Below are 20,071 nucleotides of genomic sequence, written 5' to 3' on the forward strand. Positions count from 1 at the left end.
ACAAACGTTTGCTTGAGAGATGGGGGACGGCATGCCGCGCCTGCACCACATGGGCATCACCGTGAGCGACACGGCGGCGGCCGCCGCGTTCTACGCCGCCGCGACGGGCGGCACGGTGACCGGCCCCCTGGTCAAGAGCGGCCCCGCGGTCGAGGCCGCGACCGGACGCCCCGGTGCCGAGATCCTGCTCACGTTCGTGCGGCTCGACGACGGCGTCTTCCTGGAGCTCGCGGAGTACCGCGGGGTCGACGCTGCGCGCATCGACCCGCACAACGGCCACATCGGCGCTGCCCACCCCGCGATCACGGTGCCCGACATCGCGCAGAGCCTCGCGCGGCTGGCGGAGCTCGGCCACCACCCGCTCTCGGCGGTCATGACCGCGACGGCCGGACCGCTCGACGGCTTCCGCTACGTGTACGTGCTCGGGCCCGACGACGTGCGGGTCGAGCTGCTGCAGGAGCCTCATCCCGGCACCGCCTGACCGGCGCCGTCGAGCAGCCGCAGGTCGGCGGGGTCCAGCGTCAGCTCGACCGCCGCGACGGAATCCCGCACGCTCTCCGGCCGGCTCGCACCGGGGATCGGGATCAGCACGGGCGATCGTGCGAGCAGCCACGCCAGCACCACGCGCTGCGGGCTGACGCCGGAGCGCGCCGCCACCTCGGCCACGGGCGCCGCCGCCCCGCCGAGCGCCTTCGCCTGGCGCATGCCGCCGAGCGGACCCCACGCGAGGAACGCCAGGCCGTGCTCCTCGCAGCGCCGCAGCACGGGCTCGCTCGACCGCTCCAGGAAGCTGTACTCGTTCTGCACGCTCACGAGCGCGTCGCCGAGGACGCCCCGGGCGAGGTCGAGCTGCGCAACGTCGACGTTCGACACCCCGACCCGCACCACGACCCCGTCGTCCACCAGCTGCCGCAGGGCCCCCATCGAGTCCGCATAGGGCACGCGCACGTCGGGCCGGTGGTGCTGGTAGAGCGGGAGCGCGTCGAGTCCGAGACGCCGCGCCGAGGCACGCGCGGCGGCGGCGAGATGCGCGGGGGTGCCGTCCACCCACCACGTCGCGGCGGGCCCGCGCGTGTGGCCGCCCTTCGTGGCGACGACCACGCGGTCCCTCGCGTCGGGGTGCCGGCGCAGGGCCGCGGCGAGGGCGCGCTCGTTCACGCCCATCTCGCTCGACGGTCCGTACGAGTCGGCGGTGTCGAACAGCGTGATGCCGGCATCGACCGCGGCGTGCACGGCGCGGACGCCCCGCTCGACATCCGACTCCGGGGTCTGCGTGAGCGTCATCGCGCCCATCCCGAGCGCCGAGACCCGCAGGTCGCCGAGCGCGCGCTGCGGCATCATCGGCCCACGACCGTCCAGCCACCATCCACCGGCAGGCACTGGCCGATCACGTGCGTGGCATCGCGCAGCAGCCAGATGATCGCGGCGGCGATCTCCTCGGGATCGGCGAGACGGCCGCGCGGCGTGCGGCGCTCGACCGCGGCGAGGTCGTAGCCGCCGGCCACCAGCTCCTGCACCATCGGGGTGAGCGTGTGGCCGGGGGCGACCGCGTTCACGCGCACGCCGAGCGGCGCCCACTCGACCGCGAGGTTCTCCATCAGCTGCCGCTCCGCCGCCTTCGCCGGACCGTAGTCGGCCTGGTTCGCCCAGCCGCGATAGGCCGTGGTCGACGACACCATCACGATCGACCCTGGTTCTCCATCGAGACGCCGCACGAGGGCCCGCGACACGGCGAGCGCCCCGACGACGTGCACGTCGTACAGCAGCCGCAGCCGGTCGAGGCCGATCTCCAGCGCGGGCATGTACGCCCCGCGGATTCCGTGGCACACGACCACGCCGCCCACGGGCGCGCGTTGCCAGGCGCGTTCCATCGCGGCCTCGACCGCCGCCTCGTCACGCAGGTCGACCGCCTCGGAGCTCACGTCGTCGTGGGCGCTCGGGCTCAGGTCGAACACCGTCACGGTGAGTCCGCGCTCGCGGAGCAGCCGCACCACCGCGTCGCCGATCCCGCTCGCTCCCCCGGTGACCACGACGTGGTCGGCGGGTCGATCCTGCGCCTGCTCCGGCATCATCCAGCTCCCTCGCTGCTCGCCCTCCCGGGCATGCTACTGTGATTCCCAAACAAGCGCTAGGTTTAGCGTCGGTCGCGCGAAGGAGCGGGAATGGCGGACAAGCAGGTCAGCATCGAGGAGGCGATCGGCACCCTCGAGAGCGGGATGACGGTCGGCATCGGCGGGTGGGGGTCGCGGCGCAAGCCCATGGGCCTGGTGCGCGAGATCCTGCGCCGCGACATCACCGACCTCACCGTGGTGGCCTTCGGCGGCCCCGACGTGGGGCTGCTCGCCGAGGCCGGGCGCATCCGTCGCCTCGTCTACGGCTTCGTGTCGCTCGACAGCATCCCGCTCGATCCGCTGTTCACGCGGGCGCGCGAGCGCGGGGCGATCGAGGTCGAGGAGTACGACGAGGGGATGTTCGTCGCGGGGCTGCGTGCCGCGAACGCCCGCCTCGACTTCCTCCCGATCCGCGCGGGCCTCGGCTCCGACGTGCTCCCGGCGAACCCTCGGCTGCGCACCGTCCGCTCCCCCTACTCCGACGCCGAGTACGTCGCGATGCCGGCGCTCCCCCTCGATGTCGCCCTCGTGCACGTGAACCGCGCCGACCCGCAGGGCAACGCGCAGTACCTCGGCCCCGACCCGTACTTCGACGACCTGTTCGCGATGGCCGCGCAGCGCACGATCGTCTCGGCCGAGAAGGTCGTGCCGACCGCCGCACTGCTCGACGAGGGCTCGTTCCACACGCTGCTGTTCAGCCGCCTCTACGCCTCCGCCGTGGTCGAGGCACCACGCGGGGCGCACTTCACCACGTGCGCGCCCGACTACGACCGCGACGAGGCGTTCCAGAAGCACTACGCCGCATCCGCCAAGGACCCCGACGCGTGGGCGGAGTTCGCGCGCACGTACCTGCACACCGACGAGGCGGGGTACCACGCCGCCGTCGCCCGCTTCCACGCCGACCGAGGAGAGTCATGACCACCGTCGCCCCCACGCCCGCGACCGTCGCCACCACCGCCGAGGTCTGCGTCGCGGCCTGCGCCGACACCTACCGCGACTCCGGCGAGGTGCTCGCCCACGCCGTCGGGATCATCCCGTCCCTCGGCGCCCGTCTGGCCAAGCTCACCACGGCGCCCGACCTGGTGCTCAGCGACGGCGAGGCCTTCTTCCTCAGCGGTCCGCCGATGCCCGGCGACACCGCAGCCCCCGCACCGACGATCGAGGGGTGGGCGCCGTTCCGCCGCATCTTCGACATCCTCGCGACCGGCCGACGCCAGAGCATGATGGGCGCCAGCCAGATCGACCGGCACGGCAACCAGAACATCTCGCTCATCGGCGACTGGGACCGCCCCACCAAGCAGCTGATCGGCGTGCGCGGGGCTCCGGGCAACACGGCCAACCACCGTGTGGACTACTGGGTGGCCCGGCACAGCCCCCGCGTGTTCGTGGAGTCGGTGGACATGGTGTCGGGTGTCGGCACCGACCGTGCGGCCGAAGCCGGGCTGGAGCACCACCGCCTCGGCGTGATCGTCACCAACCTCGCCGTGCTCGGCTTCGACGCGGACGGCATCGTGACGGTGCTCTCGGTGCACCCCGGCGTCGACCCGCAGCTCGTGGCGGACAGCACCGGCTTCGCGCTGGATGCGAGCGCCGCACCCCTCACGCGCACGCCCGACGCGGAGGAGCTGCGGCTGATCCGCGACGTGCTCGACCCGCGCGGCACCCGCAGCCGCGAGGTCGCAGACTGACGCGGCCTCCGCTCAGTCGGAGAGGAGGCCCTTGTGCAGCAGGTCGAGGAAGTTGTCGGTCAGGCTGGCGGCGGTGTGCCCGCGGCCGGGCCGGTACCACGCGACCGTGGACCACACGGCGTCGCGGATGAAGCGGTAGGCGATGGGCGCGTCGATGGAGTCGCGGAACACGCCGACCTTCTGCCCTTCACGGATCTGCGACAGCCACAGCTCCTCGATGCGCTCGCTGTTCTCGCGCAGGAACTCGAAGCCGGGCTGGCGGCCGAGGAACGACAGCTCGTTCTGGTAGAGGCCGACCGCGTCGGGCTGGCTCTCGATCGTCGTGAAGGCGTGCGCGATGAGCTTGTCGAGGATGTCGCGGGGGCTGCCGCCCTCGGCCACGATCTCCTCGAACCGATCGAGCAGCCCGGTCATGAAGCTGCCCAGGATCTCCTGGAGGATCGCCTCCTTGGAGGAGAAGTGATGGTAGAGGCTTCCGGAGAGGATGCCGGCCTCGTCGGCGATGTCGCGGACCGTGGTCGCGGAGTACCCGCGCTTGGCGATCAGGCGCGCGGCGATCGAGAGGATCTGATCGCGCCGCTCGGAGCTCTGCTCCTGGCGGCCTCCGCTTTTGGTCGTTGCCATTGCTGCTCCTTCACAGAAAATCTCACAAGCGCTTGCTCAAGTGTGCCGCATGCGAGCGGTTTCCCGAAACATCCCTTCGGAGTGTACGCATGATCTGGGAAAGGACGTCCATGACAGTCTCGGAAGCCACTACGGTCCCCGCCCTCCTCACGGAGATGGCGGCGCTCGGCGATCACCCCGCCATCGTCGACGGCGACGTGACGATCGGCTACGCCGAGCTGCGGGACCGCGTGGAGGACGTCGCCCGCGCCTACCTGGCGCAGGGCGTGGCGCCCGGCGACCGCATCGGTCTCTGGGCGCCCAACCGGTACGAGTTCATCCTCGCGATGCTCGGCGCCCAGCTGGTCGGGATCGCGGTCGTGCCGTTGAACACCCGCTTCACGGGTCACGAAGCCGCCGAGATCCTCGCCCGCTCCCGCGCCACCGCGCTCGTGCTGGCGGACGGCTTCCTCGGCAAGTCCTACAGCGAGATGCTGCGCGATGCAGCGGCCGAGCGCGGCGGGGACGGCCCGGTGTTCCCCGGGCTCCCGCACCTCCGCACCGTGGTCTGCCTGGACGGCGACGGTGCCGGCGGGCTGCTGTCGTGGGACGCCTTCCTCGCCGGCGGTGGAGCCGTGGCACCGTCACGGGTGGCCGAGGCTGCCGCGGCGGTCGGTCCGGACGACATCATGGACGTGCTGTTCACCTCGGGCACCACGGGCGTGCCCAAGGGCGTGCTCAGCGCGCACCGGCAGACCCTGTCGGTCGCGCGCGCCTGGGGCCTCGGAGCCCGCCTCACGCCGGAGGACCGCTACGCCGTCGTGAACCCCTTCTTCCACGGCTTCGGCTACAAGGCGGGCATGATCACGTCGCTCATGGCCGGCACCACGATCTACCCCCTGGCCGTGTTCGACGCCGACCGCCTGCTCGACCTCGTGCAGTCCGCCCGCATCAGCGTGCTGCCCGGCGTGCCCACCATCTTCACATCGCTGCTCGACCACCCCCGCCTCAGCGAGTACGACCTGTCGTCGCTGCGGTTCGCGATCGCCGGGGCCACGGCCGCCCCCGCGACGCTCTTCCACGACATGGTGAACGTGCTCGGCTTCGAGACCGTGGCCCAGGCGTACGGCCTCACCGAGTGCGTCGTCGCCACCCTCTCCCGCCCCGGCGAGTCGCTGGAGCACACGGCCCAGACCACCGGACCCGCGGTCGAGGGCGTGGAGATCCGGGTCGTGGACGAGAAGGGGAACGACGCGGGGGTCGACGTGGACGGCGAGATCCTGCTGCGCGGCCCCAATGTGATGCTCGGCTACTTCGAGGACCCGGCCGCGACCGACGCCGTGCTCGACGCGGACGGCTGGTTCCACACCGGCGACGTCGGCCGTCTCGACGAGCACGGCTGCCTCAAGATCACCGACCGCCTGAAGGACATGTTCATCGTCGGCGGCTTCAACGTGTACCCCGCCGAGGTCGAGAACGCGCTGCGCAAGCACCCGGCGGTGAACGAGTCGGCCGTGATCGGTGTGGACGACGACCGGCTCGGCACCGTCGGCCGCGCCTACGTGCTGCTGCTGCACAATGCGGAGCCGCGCCCCGACGCCGCCGAACTCGAGACCTTCTGCCGCCGGCACCTGGCGAACTTCAAAGTGCCGCGCGAGTTCGTGCTCGTGGAGGACTTCCCCCGCAACGCCACCGGCAAGATCCTCAAGTCCGAGCTCCGCGACCGCGCCTGACCCGCCGCGGTCGATTGGCCCGCGCGACCCCCGGCCGGTAGCCTTCGAGGTCGGCCACGGGGAAGGACGGGGATGCGGGTACACGACCGATCGGCGGGGATCACGCGACGCACGGCGATGCGGGCGGCGGTGTGGACGGTACCGGTGGTGGCGGTGACCTGCGCGGCGCCACTGGCGGCGGCGTCCACCGCGCGCCCGGCGGTGCAGATGCTGCCCGTCACCATCGACCGCGCGACCTTCACCTGGCCGGGAGCGGTGGTCGGCAACCCTGGGACGACGCCGATCACCGTGACGTGGTCGGTCGCGGTGTCACCCGAGCTGGACTGGATGACCGGGCCCACCACGGGCTCGACGACGGTCCCGCCCGGCTCGTCCGCCACCATCGCGGCGGGGGTGCAGGGATTCCCGGTCGCCGCGGCGTGGCCCACCACGCTCACCCTCACGCTGCTGCGCGACGGCGGCAGCGAGGATCACAGCATCGTGTTCCAGGCCGAAGAGGCCTGACCGGGATCCGGGGCTTCAGCTCAGGCGCTCGAGCACCATCGCCATGCCCTGGCCACCCGCGGTGCACATGGTCTCGACCGCGAACTGCTCGTCTCGCTCCCGCAGCGCGTTGATCGCCGTGGTCGTGATGCGCGCACCCGTCATGCCGTAGGGGTGGCCGAGGGCGATCGCGCCGCCGTTGACGTTCACGCGCTCCGGATCGATGCCGATGTCCGCGATGGACGGCACGACCTGGGCCGCGAACGCCTCGTTGATCTCCAGGAGGTCGATGTCGCCGATGCTCATGCGGGCGTGGGCGAGCGCCCGCTCGACGGCCTGCACGGGACCGAGCCCCATGATCTCGGCCGACAGCGCCGACACCCCGGTCGACACGATGCGAGCGAGCGGGGTCAGCCCCAGCTCGGCGGCTCGGGTGTCGCTCATGACCACGAGCGCCGCCGCCCCATCGTTCAGCGCGCAGCAGTTCGCGGCCGTCACGGTGCCGTGCGGGCGGAACACGGGCTGCATCCCGCTGATGCCGTCCAGGGTCACCCCCGCGCGGGGGCCGTCGTCGGCCGAGACCAGCGTGCCGTCGGTCAGACGCACGGGAGTGATGTCCTTCTGCCAGAAGCCGCGGGCGGCCGCGGCCTCGGCACGGTTCTGGCTGAGCACGGCCCACTCGTCCTGCTCGCGCCGGGAGACGCCGCGGAACGAGGCCACGTTCTCGGCGGTCTCGCCCATCGCGATGTAGATGTCGGCGAGCTCGCCGCGCGCGCGCGCGTCGGACCACACGAACTCCGGGTCCTGCGCGTCCCGGGCGGTGCGGGCAGCGGCGTCGGCCCACCGCGGGTTCTTGGTGTCGGGCATGCCGTCGGCCTTGCCGGACCCGAACTGCGACACCGCCTCGACCCCGGCCGACACGAACACGTCGCCCTCGCCTGCCTTGATCGCGTGGAAGGCCATGCGAGTGGTCTGCAGCGAGGACGCGCAGTAGCGGTTGACGGTGGCGCCGGGCACGCCGTCCCACCCGAGCTGCAGCGCGACCATGCGGCCGATGTTGTACCCCTGCTGACCGGCCGGCTGCGCACACCCCATCATCAGGTCGTCGATCTCGGCGGGGTCGAGTCCCGGCACGGCTTCCACGGCGGCGCGCACCATCTGCGTCGCGAGGTCGTCGCCGCGCATGTCCTTCAGGCTGCCCTTGAACGCGCGGCCGATGGGCGAGCGCACGGCGGAGACGATGACGGCTTCGGTCATGAGGGGGTTCCTCCAGAGTCGGGCAGGCGGTCGGCCTGCCGCACGATGTCGGCGTTCGGGGTGTGGGCGAGGAAGGCCGGCCATTCGCCGCCGCCGTCGACCGGGATCACGGCACCGGTGAGGTGCGCGGAGAGGGGGGAGGCGAGCACGACGCACACGGCCCCGAGTTCGGCGGGGTCGGCGAGACGTCCGCGCGGGATGGTGCGCGCGATCTCGGCGTATTGCTCGGGCGTGCCGTAGTGATCGGCGGCGCTCTCGGTGTGCACGAGCCCGCTGCTGACCGCGTTGACGCGGATCTCGGGGGCCCACTCGACGGCGAGGCTGCGGGTCAGGCTCTCCAGTGCCGCCTTGGCCGCCCCGTAGACGGCGGTGCCCGGACTCGGACGGCGCGCACTGATCGAGGTGATGTTGACGACACTGCCCTTCGCTGCGCGCAGAGGCTCGAACGCGGCGCGCGTGGCGACGGCGGCCGAGAGGAAGTTGATCTCGGTGATCGCCTGGAAGTAGCGGGGCGAGCCCGCCTCGAACCGGCCGAAGGGGGAGCCGCCGACGTTGTTGACGAGTACGTCGAGCCGTCCGTGGCGCTCGGCCACGTCGCGGATCCACGCCTCGTTCTGCGCCGCGTCGCGCACGTCGACGGGGCGGAAGGAAGCGCGGCGCCCGTCGCGCTCGGGAACCCCGTCGGGCTCGGAGCGCCCGCAGAACTCGACCTCGGCCCCGGCGTCCAGGAACGCGTCGACCACGCCCCGGCCGACACCGCGACCGCCGCCGGTGACCGCGACGACCTTCCCCGCGAAATCGATGACCAGACTCACTGCGCACTCCTCCGTACCGCGCTCCGGTGCGACGGCCTGTCCATGCTACCAACCAAATGCTAGGTTTGTTGCATGGGTCACGAAGACGTACCTCCCCGCTCTCCGCGCACGATCGTCGTCACCGGCGGTGCGCTCGGCATCGGTGGCGGCATCAGCCGCCGCTTCGCCGCTGAGGGCGACCACGTGGTGCTGGTCGACATCGACGCCGACGCCGCTGAGGCGACAGCGTCGGAGATCGAGGAAGACGGCGGGAGCTGCACCGCGCTCGTCGGCGACATCACCCGGGACGACACGGTCGCCCGCCTGGCGGCCCACGTTCAGGAGCAGCACGGTCATGCGGAGGTGCTCGTCAACAACGTCGGCGACTTCCGCCCCGCGAAGTCGTTCTTCGCCAAGAGCCCACCGGAGCAGTGGCAGCGGTTGCACGAGCTGAACCTCTGGCACGTGTTCGCGGTGACGCACGCCCTGCTGCCCGGAATGATCGCGGCCGGCCGCGGCAGCATCGTGAACGTGTCCACCGTGGAGGCCTTCCGCGGCATCCCCGGCAACGCGGTGTACTCCGCCTACAACGCCGGCGTGTCCGCCTTCACCAAGAGCCTGGCGGTCGAGCTCGGCCCCTCCGGCATCCGCGTCAACGCGATCGCCCCCGACCTCGCCGACACCCCTCAGACACCGGCCGAGCTGATGCTCGCCGGACGCGACCCCGCTCTGCTGCGCTCCTGGCTCCCTGCCGGGCGCTTCGGTCGACCGGAGGACTTCGCGGGCGTGGTGGCGTTCCTCGCCTCCGACGACGCCGCCTTCGTGACCGGACACACCATTCCGGTCGACGGCGGCACGCTCGCCGCCTCCGGCTGGTACGGCCGCGCGGAGGGCCGCGGCTGGACCAACCTGCCGGATCGAGCATGAACCTCGCGGAGCTGGTCGATCGTCAGGAGATCCACGCCCTCGTGCTCCGCTACTGTGCTGCGGTCGACCGGGCGGATTGGGGCGCGGTGCGTGCGGTGTATGCCACGGACGGCGTCGACCACCACACCGGTTTCTCCGGTGACGCCGACGCCTACGTGGCCTGGTTGCGCGAACGGACCGCGGTCTTCGACGGCACTGCGCACCTCACCGCCAACCACACGGTCGAGCTGCTCGGCGACCACGCGTACGCGGAGACCTCCGGCACCGCTGTGCACTGGGGATCCCCGGCCGACGACGAGACCCGCAACTTCACGAGCGGCTTCCGCTACCTCGACCACCTGCGCCGCGACCCGGACGGCTGGCGGATCGTCGAGCGCCTCGCGGTGCGCGACTGGACCCGGTCCGACGCCGGGCGCCTGCGCGATCCCGAGGGCGACGGCCCACGCGGACGGCGAGGACCGGACGACCCCTCCACCGCGTTCCGGGAGCGGGTGCGGACGACAGCCGAGAGCGCGAGGAGGATGACATGACCGCGGACATCGAACGGCGGCTGCGGCTGCTGGAGGACCGCCTGGAGCTCATCGACCTGGAGGCGACGTACGCGCGCTCGTTCGACGAACGCGACGGCGCCGTGTGGAGCGCGCTCTTCACGGACGACGGGGTGTACCAGTCCCGGCCCGTAGGCGACGCGCCGCCCGTCACGTTCGTACAGGGTCGTGTTGCGCTGGAGGCGTTCTGCCGCGACGCCCCGTTCTCGGGCATCCACTTCCTGCACCTGCCGCAGCTGCGGTTCGACGGCGACCGGGCGACCGCCCGCGTGCACCTCGAGTTCCACGGCGACCACCCGGCAGACCCGGGCGCACCCCGCGTGGCGATGCGCGGGTACTACGACGTGGCGTATCGCCGGGTGGACGGTCGCTGGCGCATCGCCCACCGCGTCACCACGGCGTTCGGACGCGAACAGACAACGGTGCTCGGCTATCCGCCCGCGGCCGTGCTGCCGGATTGATCCGAGCGGAGGTCGGGCGAGATCACGGTCAGGCGTGGCCCCTGTCAGACGGGGAGGACGAGCCGGAACCGCTCGCAGAGCACGGGCATGTCCGGGGCGTAGCCACGCGGGTTCTCGGAGTGGGTGCGCCAGTAGCGCTCGTGCACCTCGCGCCAGTGCTCCAGCGTGCGGTCGCCCTCCCCCTCGGCGAAGGCGTGCGCGGCATCGACCCGGTCGAACGGCACGACCTCGAGCGCGGTCGTCTCGATCACGGCGCGCGGCTCCCCGCGTCCGTCGAGGATGATGCTGAACTCGCCCACCTCGGGCAGCGGGTCGCCGGTTGCCTCGTAGTCCCACAGCGACGACGCGGTGCCGACCTTCACACCGGCGAGCACCAGCGCGAGCAGCTCGTCGGCGTGCGCCGGGGTGGCACCGAACGCCCATGCCTCCGGCACCGCTTCGGGAAGGTGCGGCAGCGCCGCCCTCGCGTCGCGCCAGTACTGCTCGATCCCCGCACCGTCATCCACCCGCCCAGACTAGCGGCGGACACCCCCGGGACCGCCTGCCGTCACGCGACCGCGCCGAAGTACGCCCGCTGCAGATCCTCCAGGGACACGTCGGCCGCGGCGCCCGCGAGCGTCGTGCGGCCCATCTCTATCACGGCCACCTCGTCGGCGATCGCGACGGACTCCTGCACCGCCTGTTCGACGAGGAGGATGCCGATGCCGGTCGCCTTCAGCTCGTGCACCCGCTCCATGACCTCCTTCACGATCACGGGGGCCAGGCCCTGGCTCGGCTCATCGAGGATCAGCAGTTTCGGCTTCGCCATGAGCGCCTGCCCGATCGCGAGCATCTGCTGCTGTCCGCCCGACATGCTCGCAGCCGGGAGGGCCCGCTTGCTGCCGAGGATCGGGAACAGCTGGTAGATCTCGTCGACCGAGGAGGCGAGGCCGCGCTTGCCGAGGCGTCGCGAGAAGCCGCCGAGGATCAGGTTCTGCTCGATCGTCAGCTCACGGAAGACCTTCTTGCCCTCCTGCACGTAGGAGATCCCGCGCGCGACCCGCTTGTGCGGCGCGTCGGCGAGGGGCGCCCCCAGGTAGGAGACGGACCCGCCCGTGACCCGGTTCAATCCGGTGATGGCACGCAGCGTGGTGGTCTTGCCGGCGCCGTTGCGACCGAGCAGCACCGTGATCTCTCCCGACCGCACCGTGAGCGACACGTCGCGCACCACGGTCAGGTCGCCGTAGCCGGTCTGCAGCGCCGACACCTCCAGCAGCACGTCACTCATGGTCGCCGCCTCCCGCCGCGTTGGTCTCCGCCGTGACGCCGAGGTACTCCTCCATCACGCGCGGGTTGCTCTCGATCTGCTCCGGTGTGCCGTGCGCCATAACCGCGCCCTGGGCGAGCACGTAGATGTCGTCGGCGAGACGCAGCACCAGCTGGAAGTTGTGCTCCACGAGGATCACGGTCATCCCGGCGTCGCGCAGCCGGCGCACCAGGCTCTCCAGCACCTCCAGCTCGTCCTCGTCGAGGCCGGAGGCGACCTCGTCGAGCAGCACGACCTGGGGCGAGGCCGCGAGGCTGCGGGCGACCTCCAGCAGGCGGCGGTTGCCGAGCGGGAGGGAGTCGGCCGGCTCGTCGCGCTGCGCGCTCAGCCCGACCAGTGCCAGGGCACGTTCGGCCGCCGCGCGGTTCTCCCGACGCGCCCGCCAGAACGACGGCAGGCGCAGCACCGACGCGAACACGCTGGCGCGCTCGGTCGCGTAGCACCCGGCCTGCACGGCTTCGAACACGGTGAGCTTCTCGGGGATGTTGGGGGTCTGGAACGTGCGCGACACTCCGGCCCGCGCGACCCGATACGACGAGAGCCCCTGGATGGGCCGCCCGTCGAGCTCGATCGTGCCGGCGTCGGTGCGGTAGAACCCCGAGATCATGTTCAGCAGCGTGGTCTTGCCCGAGCCGTTGGGCCCGATGATCGCGGTGACCGCGCCCGGCGCCGCCTCGATCGAGACCTTCGAGAGCGCCTGGTTGCCACCGAACGCCTTCGAGACACCGTCGGTGCGCAGCAGGGCGCCGTCGAGCCTCTCGACGTCGGCCGGGGCTGCGGGCACGGGCTCGATGCCGACCCTGCGCTTCGCAGCGATGTCGGCCTTGCGCACGAGGCTGCGCACGAGCCCGGAGAGACCGCCGGTGAATGCGACCCCTCCGATGAGCAGGAACGCACCGGAGATGATGAGGCCGAACTTGCTGAAGTTCGTCGACTGGTTCATGCCGAACTGCAGCACGGCCGCGCCGATGAGCGCCCCGTAGATGCTTGCGGATCCGCCGAAGATCGACGCCGCGAGCACCGTCATCGCGAAGGAGAACGCGAACGCCTCCGGCGAGATGAACAGGTCGAGGTTGGCGAACAGCACGCCCGCGATGCCGGCCGGCACCGCGCCGATCGCGTACGCGGTGAGCTTGGCGCGGAAGACCGAGATGCCCATGGACGACGCCAGCACGGGGCTCTGCTTGAGCACGCGCAGGGCGGTGCCGTGGTCGGACACGACGAGGTTGCGGATGAGGGCGAACACGACGATCGCGATCGCGACGATCAGCACGTAGTACGTCCGCCCGTCGATCATCTGCCCGAAGGAGGTCGCGGGCATGATGCCGGCCAGGCCGTTGCGACCGCCGGTCTCCTCCTTGAAGATCGACAGCACGTCGGGGACGATCAGGATCAGGAAGAACGAGGTCATCGCGAGCGACCAGCTGCCGAGCCGGAGCCCGGGGATGCCGGAGATCAGGCCGACGATCAGGGCGGCCCCTCCGCCGATCAGCAGTTGCAGCCAGATGTCGGTCACGCCGGCCTTGTTGGCGAGACCCGCCGCGTAGGCACCGGCGGCGTACATGGCGACCTGACCCATCGCGAGCTCGCCGGCGTAGCCGAGCGAGAGGTTCAGGCCGAGCACGATGAGGGCGAGGATGAGCGTGAGCTCGATCTGCCGGGTCGCGCCGTAGTTGAGCCCCAGGAAGGGCAGCACGAGCAGCACCGCGCCGATGGCGAGCGGCCAGAGCCACCCGGGGACGGCACGCAGTTTCAGCCAGAGAGCGGCCATGGTCACACCGTCCGTTCCACGCGACGGGTGAAGAGCCCCGTCGGTTTGACCATCAGGATCACGATCAGGATGAAGAACACCGTCAGCCCCGCGTAGTCCGCGCCGATGTAGCGCGTGGCGAGGGCCTCGGCGAGTCCGACGATCAGCCCCCCGACCAGCACGCCGCCCAGCGACCCGAAGCCGCCGATGGCGAGCACCACGAAGCCCTTGAGCGCGAGCGAGGCGCCGAGGGTCGCGACCGCGTAGGTCTTGGGCCCGACGAAGACGCCGAGGAACCCGGCGAGCACCCCCGTGAAGATGAAGGCCAGCAGGGCGAAGCGCCGCACGTTCACGCCGCGCAGCTGGGCCGCCTCCCGGTTCTCGCTCATGCCGAGCAGGGCGATGCCGGTCATGCTCCGCTTCGCGAACTGGGTGAGCACCACCACGAGCACGATCACGAGCACGATCAGGGCGATCTCGACGGGGTACACGCGGCCGCCGAGGAACTCGAGCACCTGGTCGCCCATGAAGAAGGGGACACGCTTGGGCTCACCGCCCCAGATCACCTGTGCGACGCCTTCCATGATGATCGACGCGCCGAGCGTGGTGACGAGCAGGTTGTGCGGGTCTTTCACCGGTCGGATGGCGACGCGCTCCTCCAGCGCGGCGATCCCGCCGACGATCACGGCCGCGCCGATCGCGACGAGCCACCAGGGCAGACCCCAGACGACGATGCCGACGTACGCGAGGAACGCACCGAGCATCATGAGCGCCGCCTGGGCGAAGTTGAAGGTCTTCTGGGAGAGGAAGACGATGTTGTAGCCGATCGCCACCAGTGCGTAGATCGCACCGAGCGCGAGGCCGGACCAGATGATGGTCATTGCGGTCGGGTCCTTCCATCATTGTGGCTTCGAGGCGGCGGGCTCCGTGTGCCGACGGCTCGGATCCGCGGGGGATCCGAGCCGCCGGCCGTGGTCGCTCGCCGGCCGGGTCAGGGCTGGAACTGACCGTTGACGAGCTCGCCCGGCGGGATGAACGCGAACTGGTCCGGGCTCACGTGCGGGCTGTGCGCGTCCTTCTCGAACGCGTAGTTGGCGAGGATCGCCGTCTCGGCCGCCTTCTGCACCTCGGGGTCGATGAGCGCCTCGACCAGGGCGTCGGGGTCGTCGATGCCACCGGCCTTCTCCGCGGCGGCCTTGAACAGCAGCGCCGAGTCGTAGTTGTACGCGAGGATCAGCGACGACTTGATGTCGCCCGCGGCGAGCATGCGCTCCACGGCGTCGTTGACCTTGGTGTCGTCGGGGTTGTACTGGGTGCTGGAGTACACCTGCATGGTGAGGTTCTTCACCTGATCGGTGCCGAGCACGCCGTCGGGGGCGGGCGTGGCGATCAGACCGGTCGCGGCGACGGAGGAGTTGCCCATCACCGGCACGTCCCAGCCGAGCTTCTCGAGGCTCTGCAGCACGTAGCCGAGCGGGGCGCCGTAGGCGTCGAGAACGAGCACGTCGGGGTCGCCCTGCTGGAGCGCCGACAGCTGCGGGGTCATGTCGAGCGCGGCGTTGTCGAAGCCCTCGTTGCCGGTGACGGTGAAGCCCGCGTCGGCGAAGGTGGTCTCACCGAGCTGTCCGAACAGCTCGCCGTAGGCGCTGGAGCCGTGCAGGATGGCCACGTCCTCGTAGCCGCGATCTTCCATCTCGGCGACGAACGAGCCGAGGTAGTCGGGCACGGACGCGCTCAGGTCGAAGCTGTAGGGGTTGACCGAGGGGTCGCCGGAGCCGGTGGTCGGGCCGATGTTGAACGACACGATCTGGTTCTGCGTGAGGATCGGCAGCATCGCCTCGGTGATGGTGGAAGGGCCGGAGTTCATCACGAGGGCGGGCTTGCCCTCGGTGGCGATGTACTCGCGCAGCTTGGTGACGGCGACGGTCGGGTCGGCGTTGTCCTCCAGATGCGTGATCTCGACCTCGCGGTCGAGGATGCCGCCCATGTCGTTGACGGCGTCGACGGAGGCGAGGGCTGCCGTGACGGCGGTGGTGGCGTTGTCCGCCAGGATGCCCTCCGCGCCCATGCCGCCCAGCACCACGATCTTGATCGGGTCGCCCCCGGCGTCCCCGCCGCCGCTGTTGTCGGCGTCCGCATCGCCGCCGGAGCAGCCGGCGAGCGCCATGGACGACACCACGATCCCTGCGGCGACTGCCGCGAGCCTCTTGAATCGCATTTCCGAACCTCTCTCATCGTTGAGTTAGAGCGACCAAACGCTTGCTTAGTAAATCACACTCGGATCACCCGGACAATGCCCAACCGGTCAATTGCTTGGTTGATGACGGAACTGCTGTTAGATTCGCCGCTCATGGACACTCAGCAGAGCATCGACGCCCGCCAGCCCTCCCCCCTCGACGGCGTCGCCGTGGTGACGGGAGGCACCGGAGGGATCGGCTCGGCGATCGCGCGCAGCCTGGCCGCGGCGGGCATGCGCGTGGTCGTCACCCACCGCTCCGTGCCCGCCCCCGAGGTGCGCACGGCCCTGGGTGCCGACATCGAGCTGCACCGCCTGGACGTGCGCGACGAGGAGGCCGCCCGCGCCCTCGCGGACGACCTCGTGGCGCGCCACGGTGCGATCCACACGGTGGTGCACGCCGCCGGTCCCCACGTGCCGATGGTGCACCTGTCGAAGGTCCCCGTAGCGCAGTTCGCCCGCCAGGTGGACGACGACCTCGTGGGCTTCTTCACGATCGCTTCGGCATTCCTGCCCGCCCTGCGCCAGGCGTCCGGCTCGCTCACGGTCGTGACCAGCGCCGGCACCCGCCGATACCCCGTCCGCGACGGGCTCTCGGTGGCCCCGAAGGGCGGGGTGGAAGCACTGGCGCGCGGGCTCGCCGCGGAGGAGGGCCGCTTCGGCGTGCGCGTGAACGCCGTGGGCCCCGGGATGCTGTGGGACGGCATGTCGGCCCGCCTCATGGCCTCGGGCGACCTCGACCAGCGGGCGCTCGACGTGGCCATGGCCAACATCCCGATGCGCCGCTTCGGCACCGCGGACGACATCGCCGCGGCGGTCTCTTTCCTCGCGTCGCCCGCGGCCGGGTTCATCACGGGGCAGAAGCTCGACGTCGACGGGGGCTTCGGGCTCTGAGCCCCGGGGACGGTCACGCGCGGCCCGGCGTCATCGCATGCCCTGCAGGCGCTCGAGCAGCCAGTCGATGCGGGCGGCCTCGTCGCGGTTGAACCGCTCCGCCCACTCCAGGGCGACCCCGGAGAACCGCCACGCCTCTTCGCGCTCGGCTCCCCTGGCGTGCGCCCCCGCGTCCTCAGCGGTCCGCAGTGCCTCGTCGCGGTAGGCGGTGAGCGCGGCGCGCAGGCGGTCGAGATCGCCGTTGTGCGCGGCCCACAGGCGCAGGATCTGCGGGTGCTTGAGCACCACCGGCTCGGGCGGCACGTCGTCGGTCCAGCGCCGCATGTGGTCGCGTCCGAGCGGGGTGATCGCGTACAGGCGCCGGCTCTTCGCGGCGTGCGTCTGCTCCACCCGGGAGACCGCGAGGCCGAGGTCCTCCAGCCGGCGCAGCTCGGTGTAGATCTGGCTCTGCGACGGAGCCCAGTAGAAGAACGCGAGGCTCTGGTCGGCCCACTGCTTGACGTCGTAGCCCGACAGCTCGGTGTCGAACGACAGGATGCCCAGGACGGCCCAGCTCGTGGCGGGCAGCTCCGGCAGCTCCGGGGTGTTCTCGTGATCGGTCACTTGACCTCCTCGTCGTTGAGTGAGATATTCCTGATCGTACTATGACTAACAGTCATACCGACGCCGATCGAAGGAGATCAGGTGGACGAGACGACCCGGATGCTGGACCTGCTCAACGCGACGTTCCCGCCGATCTGGACGATGGACCCGCTGGCGGGACGCGCCGCCGTGGATGCGCGCATCCGCCCCGCCGCGAACCTCGACGACGCCGACGCGGAGGACGCGGTGGTCGCGCGCGGCACGCACCCGATCCCGATCCGCGTGTACCGCCCCGCGACGATCCGCGATGGCGCGCCCACCACCGTGTACGCGCACGGCGGCGGCTTTCTGCACGGCTCGATCGCCGGACACGACGGCTTCTGCCGGCGCTGGGCGCGGGAGACGGAGTCGATCGTCGTGTCGGTCGACTACCGGCTCGCGCCGGAGGCAGGACCCGGCGCCGCCCGGGACGACCTCGTGGCCGCCGCGGACTGGGCGGTGGCGGCGGGCCTCGCGCCGCACGGGCTGCTCCCCGCAGGGGACAGCTCGGGGGGCAACATCGCCGCCGGCGCCGCGATCGCCCTCCGCGACCGCGGCCACAGCCCCGTCGTCGGCCAGGTGCTGCTGTACCCGTTCCTGGACCCGGCCATGGCCACGGAGAGCCATCGCACGCGAGCCGCGGGGTACTTCGTGACCGCCGAGCTGCTCGCCCACTACTGGCGCACCTTCCTCGGTGACACCGCCGACCGGGTCCACCCCGACGTCACGCCGCTCGCGGTCGACGACCTGGGCGATCTGCCGCCCGCCGTCGTCGTGACCGCCGGGCTCGACCCGCTGTGCGACGAGGGGGCGCTGTACGCCCGGCGTCTCCGCGCCGCCGGGGTGCCCGTGGTCGAGCGACACCATCCCGACCAGTTCCACGGATTCCTCACGATCCCCGGCTACGGCCCCGCCGCGTCCGCCGCGGCCCTCCTCTGGAGCGACGTGCGCGCGCTCACCCCCACCCCTGCGAAGGAGCAGACATGACCACCCAGCACGACCTCCTCGTCGTCGGCGCCGGCCTCGCCGGGCTGTACACCACGATCCACGCCGAACGGGCCGGGCTCGACGTGCTCGGGCTGGAGGCCGGCGACGACGTGGGAGGCACCTGGTACTGGAACCGCTACCCCGGTGCGCGGTGCGACGTGGAGAGCATCGACTACTCGTTCTCGTTCGACGACGAGCTGCAGCGCGAATGGCGATGGACCGAGCGCTATGCGACACAGCCCGAGATCCTGCGCTACCTGAACCACGTGGCCGACCGCTTCGACGTGCGCCGCCACTACCGGTTCGGGCAGCGCCTGTCCGCCGCGACCTGGGACGAGGGGCTGCAGCACTGGGAGGTGCGCACGGAGACCGGGCTGACGGCGACCGCGCGGTGGCTGGTGATGGCGACGGGCGGGCTCTCGAAGCCGCAGCTGCCCGATCTCCCCGGGCGCGACACCTTCGCCGGCACCGTGCTGCAGACCTCCGCCTGGCCCGAGGGCCCGGTCGACCTGCGGGGGCGGCGCGTGGCCGTGATCGGCACGGGGTCGTCCGGTGTGCAGGCCATCCCGCTGCTCGCGGAGCAGGCGTCCGAGCTCACGGTGTATCAGCGCAGCGCCAACTACAGCGTGCCCGCGTTCAACCGTCCGATCGACGACGAGGAGTGGGCACAGCAGCAGCGGGCCCTGCCGCGACGGCGCGAGCTGTCGTGGAACGGTGCCGCGGGCTCGCCGTGGACGAGTCATCCCGTGCCCTTCGCGGAGACCGGCGAGGAGGAGCGGCGGGCGGTGTTCGAGGAGAGCTGGACCCGCGGCGGCGTGCTGTTCGCGAAGGCGTTTCAGGGCCTCACGGTCGACCCGGTGATCAACGACGCCGCGCGGTTGTTCTTCGAGGAGAAGCTCGCCGAGCGGGTGCATGATCCCGAGGTGCGCGCGACGCTGACCCCGCGCGATCACCCCGTGGGCACCAAACGCATCTGCACGGACTCGGGCTACTACGAGACGTTCAACGCCCCGCACGTGACGCTCGTGGATCTGCGCACGGAGCCTCTCGCCGAGGTCACCCCGACCGGCATCCGCACGGCCGCCCGGCACCGCGAGCACGACGTGATCGTGTACGCCACGGGCTTCGACGCCATGACCGGGGCCCTGACGGCGATCGACATCCGGGGCCGCGAGGGCCACTCGCTGCGCGAGGACTGGAGCGGCTTTCCCTCCACCTACCTCGGTATCGGACTGCCCGGGTACCCGAACCTGCTGGTGCTGAACGGCCCGGGCAGCCCCAGCGTGCTGTCGAACATGGCGCTGACGTCGGAGCAGCAGGGCGACCTGGCGCTGCGGATGATCGCGCACTGCCGTGACCGCGGGTTCACGTCGATCGAGGCGCGCGCGGATGCGGCGGAGGCGTGGACGGCGCACTCCCTCGAGCTCGCCGACCGCACGCTGTTCGGCTCCGCACCCTCGTGGTACACCGGCGCCAACATCGCGGGGAAGGCTCGCGGCTTCCTGCCGTACATCGGCGGCTTCAAGGCCTACATCGACCGGTGCGAGGAGGTCGCCGCCGCCGGATTCCGCGGTTTCGTGCTGTCGTCGCGCTGATCGCGCAGTCTGGCTGGCCTTCGGACGACCTCGCCGCTAGAGTCAAACAAGCAAATGCTTGGGCAAAGGAGCGCGGG

Annotated in this window: 22 protein-coding genes; 11 read left to right on the plus strand and 11 right to left on the minus strand. The window is 71.3% G+C overall.

Annotation, left to right across the window (positions count from 1 at the left end; genetic code table 11):
* The first annotated feature begins 31 nt into the window (after positions 1 to 31).
* Positions 32 to 481: a VOC family protein gene (locus tag KZC56_RS02675; protein WP_168442885.1), complete on the plus strand. Its 450-nt coding sequence runs from the start codon at positions 32 to 34 to the stop codon at positions 479 to 481.
* Here the strand turns inward: KZC56_RS02675 and KZC56_RS02680 are convergent.
* Both KZC56_RS02680 and KZC56_RS02685 read right to left on the minus strand, forming a co-directional pair.
* Positions 463 to 1,341, minus strand: a complete 879-nt coding sequence (locus tag KZC56_RS02680; protein WP_308194334.1) for an aldo/keto reductase — start codon at positions 1,339 to 1,341, stop codon at positions 463 to 465. The genes KZC56_RS02675 and KZC56_RS02680 overlap by 19 nt on opposite strands.
* Positions 1,338 to 2,072: an SDR family NAD(P)-dependent oxidoreductase gene (locus KZC56_RS02685; protein WP_205812726.1), complete on the minus strand. Its 735-nt coding sequence runs from the start codon at positions 2,070 to 2,072 to the stop codon at positions 1,338 to 1,340. Before KZC56_RS02685 ends, KZC56_RS02680 begins: the two co-directional genes overlap by 4 nt.
* Before the next feature lie 90 nt (positions 2,073 to 2,162).
* On the opposite strand from KZC56_RS02685, the gene KZC56_RS02690 reads away from it, so the two are divergent.
* Positions 2,163 to 3,029 (plus strand): CoA transferase subunit A, encoded by an 867-nt coding sequence (locus tag KZC56_RS02690; protein WP_247637800.1) that lies wholly within the window; start codon positions 2,163 to 2,165, stop codon positions 3,027 to 3,029.
* Positions 3,026 to 3,799, plus strand: a complete 774-nt coding sequence (locus tag KZC56_RS02695; RefSeq protein ID WP_136034087.1) for a CoA-transferase subunit beta — start codon at positions 3,026 to 3,028, stop codon at positions 3,797 to 3,799. The genes KZC56_RS02690 and KZC56_RS02695 overlap by 4 nt, the downstream gene beginning before the upstream one ends.
* A gap of 12 nt (positions 3,800 to 3,811) precedes the next feature.
* On the opposite strand, the gene KZC56_RS02700 is transcribed toward KZC56_RS02695, so the two are convergent.
* Complete coding sequence (locus tag KZC56_RS02700; RefSeq protein WP_136034085.1) at positions 3,812 to 4,423, minus strand: TetR/AcrR family transcriptional regulator; 612 nt, start codon at positions 4,421 to 4,423, stop codon at positions 3,812 to 3,814.
* A gap of 110 nt (positions 4,424 to 4,533) precedes the next feature.
* On the opposite strand from KZC56_RS02700, the gene KZC56_RS02705 reads away from it, so the two are divergent.
* A complete protein-coding gene (locus KZC56_RS02705; RefSeq protein ID WP_247637801.1) occupies positions 4,534 to 6,135 on the plus strand; it encodes an AMP-binding protein in 1,602 nt (533 codons plus the stop codon).
* Between the two features lie 72 nt (positions 6,136 to 6,207).
* The gene (locus tag KZC56_RS02710) at positions 6,208 to 6,639 is read left to right on the plus strand and encodes a hypothetical protein (protein WP_247637802.1); all 432 of its coding nucleotides are present in this window, start codon (positions 6,208 to 6,210) and stop codon (positions 6,637 to 6,639) included.
* 15 nt (positions 6,640 to 6,654) lie between these two features.
* Here KZC56_RS02710 and KZC56_RS02715 read toward each other — a convergent pair whose 3' ends face one another.
* Both KZC56_RS02715 and KZC56_RS02720 read right to left on the minus strand, forming a co-directional pair.
* Positions 6,655 to 7,875 carry an acetyl-CoA C-acetyltransferase gene (locus KZC56_RS02715; RefSeq protein WP_247637803.1) on the minus strand — a complete coding sequence of 407 codons (1,221 nt, stop codon included), beginning with the start codon at positions 7,873 to 7,875 and terminating at the stop codon, positions 6,655 to 6,657.
* A complete protein-coding gene (locus KZC56_RS02720) occupies positions 7,872 to 8,690 on the minus strand; it encodes an SDR family oxidoreductase (protein ID WP_136034077.1) in 819 nt (272 codons plus the stop codon). The genes KZC56_RS02715 and KZC56_RS02720 overlap by 4 nt, the downstream gene beginning before the upstream one ends.
* Before the next feature lie 72 nt (positions 8,691 to 8,762).
* Between KZC56_RS02720 and KZC56_RS02725 the strand changes: the two genes are divergently transcribed.
* The 3 genes from KZC56_RS02725 to KZC56_RS02735 are packed head-to-tail and all read left to right on the plus strand — an operon-like array spanning position 8,763 to position 10,605.
* Positions 8,763 to 9,596, plus strand: coding sequence for an SDR family NAD(P)-dependent oxidoreductase (locus KZC56_RS02725; RefSeq protein WP_136034075.1), 834 nt, complete (start codon positions 8,763 to 8,765; stop codon positions 9,594 to 9,596).
* Positions 9,593 to 10,126, plus strand: a complete 534-nt coding sequence (locus KZC56_RS02730) for a nuclear transport factor 2 family protein (protein ID WP_247637804.1) — start codon at positions 9,593 to 9,595, stop codon at positions 10,124 to 10,126. The genes KZC56_RS02725 and KZC56_RS02730 overlap by 4 nt, the downstream gene beginning before the upstream one ends.
* A complete protein-coding gene (locus tag KZC56_RS02735; protein ID WP_136034070.1) occupies positions 10,123 to 10,605 on the plus strand; it encodes a nuclear transport factor 2 family protein in 483 nt (160 codons plus the stop codon). The genes KZC56_RS02730 and KZC56_RS02735 overlap by 4 nt, the downstream gene beginning before the upstream one ends.
* Positions 10,606 to 10,649: 44 nt before the next feature.
* Here the strand turns inward: KZC56_RS02735 and KZC56_RS02740 are convergent, their stop codons facing one another.
* The 5 genes from KZC56_RS02740 to KZC56_RS02760 form a co-directional block, all read right to left on the minus strand.
* Positions 10,650 to 11,111, minus strand: coding sequence for an ASCH domain-containing protein (locus tag KZC56_RS02740; RefSeq protein WP_247637805.1), 462 nt, complete (start codon positions 11,109 to 11,111; stop codon positions 10,650 to 10,652).
* 41 nt (positions 11,112 to 11,152) lie between these two features.
* Positions 11,153 to 11,872, minus strand: coding sequence for an ABC transporter ATP-binding protein (locus KZC56_RS02745; RefSeq protein ID WP_136034066.1), 720 nt, complete (start codon positions 11,870 to 11,872; stop codon positions 11,153 to 11,155).
* Complete coding sequence (locus tag KZC56_RS02750) at positions 11,865 to 13,682, minus strand: branched-chain amino acid ABC transporter ATP-binding protein/permease (protein ID WP_136034064.1); 1,818 nt, start codon at positions 13,680 to 13,682, stop codon at positions 11,865 to 11,867. The genes KZC56_RS02745 and KZC56_RS02750 overlap by 8 nt, the downstream gene beginning before the upstream one ends.
* 2 nt (positions 13,683 to 13,684) lie before the next feature.
* On the minus strand, positions 13,685 to 14,542 hold the full coding sequence (locus KZC56_RS02755) for a branched-chain amino acid ABC transporter permease (protein ID WP_136034062.1): 858 nt from the start codon (positions 14,540 to 14,542) through the stop codon (positions 13,685 to 13,687).
* A 110-nt stretch (positions 14,543 to 14,652) separates the two neighbouring features.
* On the minus strand, positions 14,653 to 15,879 hold the full coding sequence (locus KZC56_RS02760) for an ABC transporter substrate-binding protein (protein WP_136034060.1): 1,227 nt from the start codon (positions 15,877 to 15,879) through the stop codon (positions 14,653 to 14,655).
* Between the two features lie 132 nt (positions 15,880 to 16,011).
* Here KZC56_RS02760 and KZC56_RS02765 point away from each other — a divergent pair, with 132 nt between their 5' ends.
* Positions 16,012 to 16,791 carry an SDR family NAD(P)-dependent oxidoreductase gene (locus tag KZC56_RS02765; protein ID WP_136034058.1) on the plus strand — a complete coding sequence of 260 codons (780 nt, stop codon included), beginning with the start codon at positions 16,012 to 16,014 and terminating at the stop codon, positions 16,789 to 16,791.
* A gap of 30 nt (positions 16,792 to 16,821) precedes the next feature.
* Here KZC56_RS02765 and KZC56_RS02770 read toward each other — a convergent pair whose 3' ends face one another.
* Positions 16,822 to 17,394, minus strand: a complete 573-nt coding sequence (locus tag KZC56_RS02770; protein ID WP_247637806.1) for a PadR family transcriptional regulator — start codon at positions 17,392 to 17,394, stop codon at positions 16,822 to 16,824.
* Between the two features lie 81 nt (positions 17,395 to 17,475).
* On the opposite strand from KZC56_RS02770, the gene KZC56_RS02775 reads away from it, so the two are divergent.
* Together KZC56_RS02775 and KZC56_RS02780 are read left to right on the plus strand one after the other, a co-directional pair.
* A complete protein-coding gene (locus KZC56_RS02775) occupies positions 17,476 to 18,399 on the plus strand; it encodes an alpha/beta hydrolase (RefSeq protein ID WP_247637807.1) in 924 nt (307 codons plus the stop codon).
* Positions 18,396 to 19,994, plus strand: a complete 1,599-nt coding sequence (locus tag KZC56_RS02780) for a flavin-containing monooxygenase (protein ID WP_247637808.1) — start codon at positions 18,396 to 18,398, stop codon at positions 19,992 to 19,994. The genes KZC56_RS02775 and KZC56_RS02780 overlap by 4 nt, the downstream gene beginning before the upstream one ends.
* Positions 19,995 to 20,071: the final 77 nt, after the last annotated feature.

It is taken from the genome of Microbacterium sufflavum (assembly GCF_023091155.1).
Taxonomy (GTDB): Bacteria; Actinomycetota; Actinomycetes; order Actinomycetales; family Microbacteriaceae; genus Microbacterium; species Microbacterium sufflavum.

Bases quoted from the DNA above. Each gene is read 5' to 3' on its own strand.
- KZC56_RS02750 (WP_136034064.1), bottom strand. From the start codon at position 13,682: ATGGCCGCTCTCTGGCTGAAACTGCGTGCCGTCCCCGGGTGGCTCTGG.
- KZC56_RS02760 (WP_136034060.1), bottom strand. From the start codon at position 15,879: ATGCGATTCAAGAGGCTCGCGGCAGTCGCCGCAGGGATCGTGGTGTCG.
- KZC56_RS02780 (WP_247637808.1), top strand. From the start codon at position 18,396: ATGACCACCCAGCACGACCTCCTCGTCGTCGGCGCCGGCCTCGCCGGG.
- KZC56_RS02725 (WP_136034075.1), top strand. From the start codon at position 8,763: ATGGGTCACGAAGACGTACCTCCCCGCTCTCCGCGCACGATCGTCGTC.
- KZC56_RS02735 (WP_136034070.1), top strand. From the start codon at position 10,123: ATGACCGCGGACATCGAACGGCGGCTGCGGCTGCTGGAGGACCGCCTG.
- KZC56_RS02705 (WP_247637801.1), top strand. From the start codon at position 4,534: ATGACAGTCTCGGAAGCCACTACGGTCCCCGCCCTCCTCACGGAGATG.
- KZC56_RS02675 (WP_168442885.1), top strand. From the start codon at position 32: ATGCCGCGCCTGCACCACATGGGCATCACCGTGAGCGACACGGCGGCG.
- KZC56_RS02690 (WP_247637800.1), top strand. From the start codon at position 2,163: ATGGCGGACAAGCAGGTCAGCATCGAGGAGGCGATCGGCACCCTCGAG.
- KZC56_RS02730 (WP_247637804.1), top strand. From the start codon at position 9,593: ATGAACCTCGCGGAGCTGGTCGATCGTCAGGAGATCCACGCCCTCGTG.
- KZC56_RS02700 (WP_136034085.1), bottom strand. From the start codon at position 4,423: ATGGCAACGACCAAAAGCGGAGGCCGCCAGGAGCAGAGCTCCGAGCGG.
- KZC56_RS02765 (WP_136034058.1), top strand. From the start codon at position 16,012: ATGGACACTCAGCAGAGCATCGACGCCCGCCAGCCCTCCCCCCTCGAC.
- KZC56_RS02755 (WP_136034062.1), bottom strand. From the start codon at position 14,542: ATGACCATCATCTGGTCCGGCCTCGCGCTCGGTGCGATCTACGCACTG.
- KZC56_RS02710 (WP_247637802.1), top strand. From the start codon at position 6,208: ATGCGGGTACACGACCGATCGGCGGGGATCACGCGACGCACGGCGATG.
- KZC56_RS02695 (WP_136034087.1), top strand. From the start codon at position 3,026: ATGACCACCGTCGCCCCCACGCCCGCGACCGTCGCCACCACCGCCGAG.
- KZC56_RS02715 (WP_247637803.1), bottom strand. From the start codon at position 7,875: ATGACCGAAGCCGTCATCGTCTCCGCCGTGCGCTCGCCCATCGGCCGC.
- KZC56_RS02745 (WP_136034066.1), bottom strand. From the start codon at position 11,872: ATGAGTGACGTGCTGCTGGAGGTGTCGGCGCTGCAGACCGGCTACGGC.
- KZC56_RS02680 (WP_308194334.1), bottom strand. From the start codon at position 1,341: ATGATGCCGCAGCGCGCGCTCGGCGACCTGCGGGTCTCGGCGCTCGGG.
- KZC56_RS02685 (WP_205812726.1), bottom strand. From the start codon at position 2,072: ATGATGCCGGAGCAGGCGCAGGATCGACCCGCCGACCACGTCGTGGTC.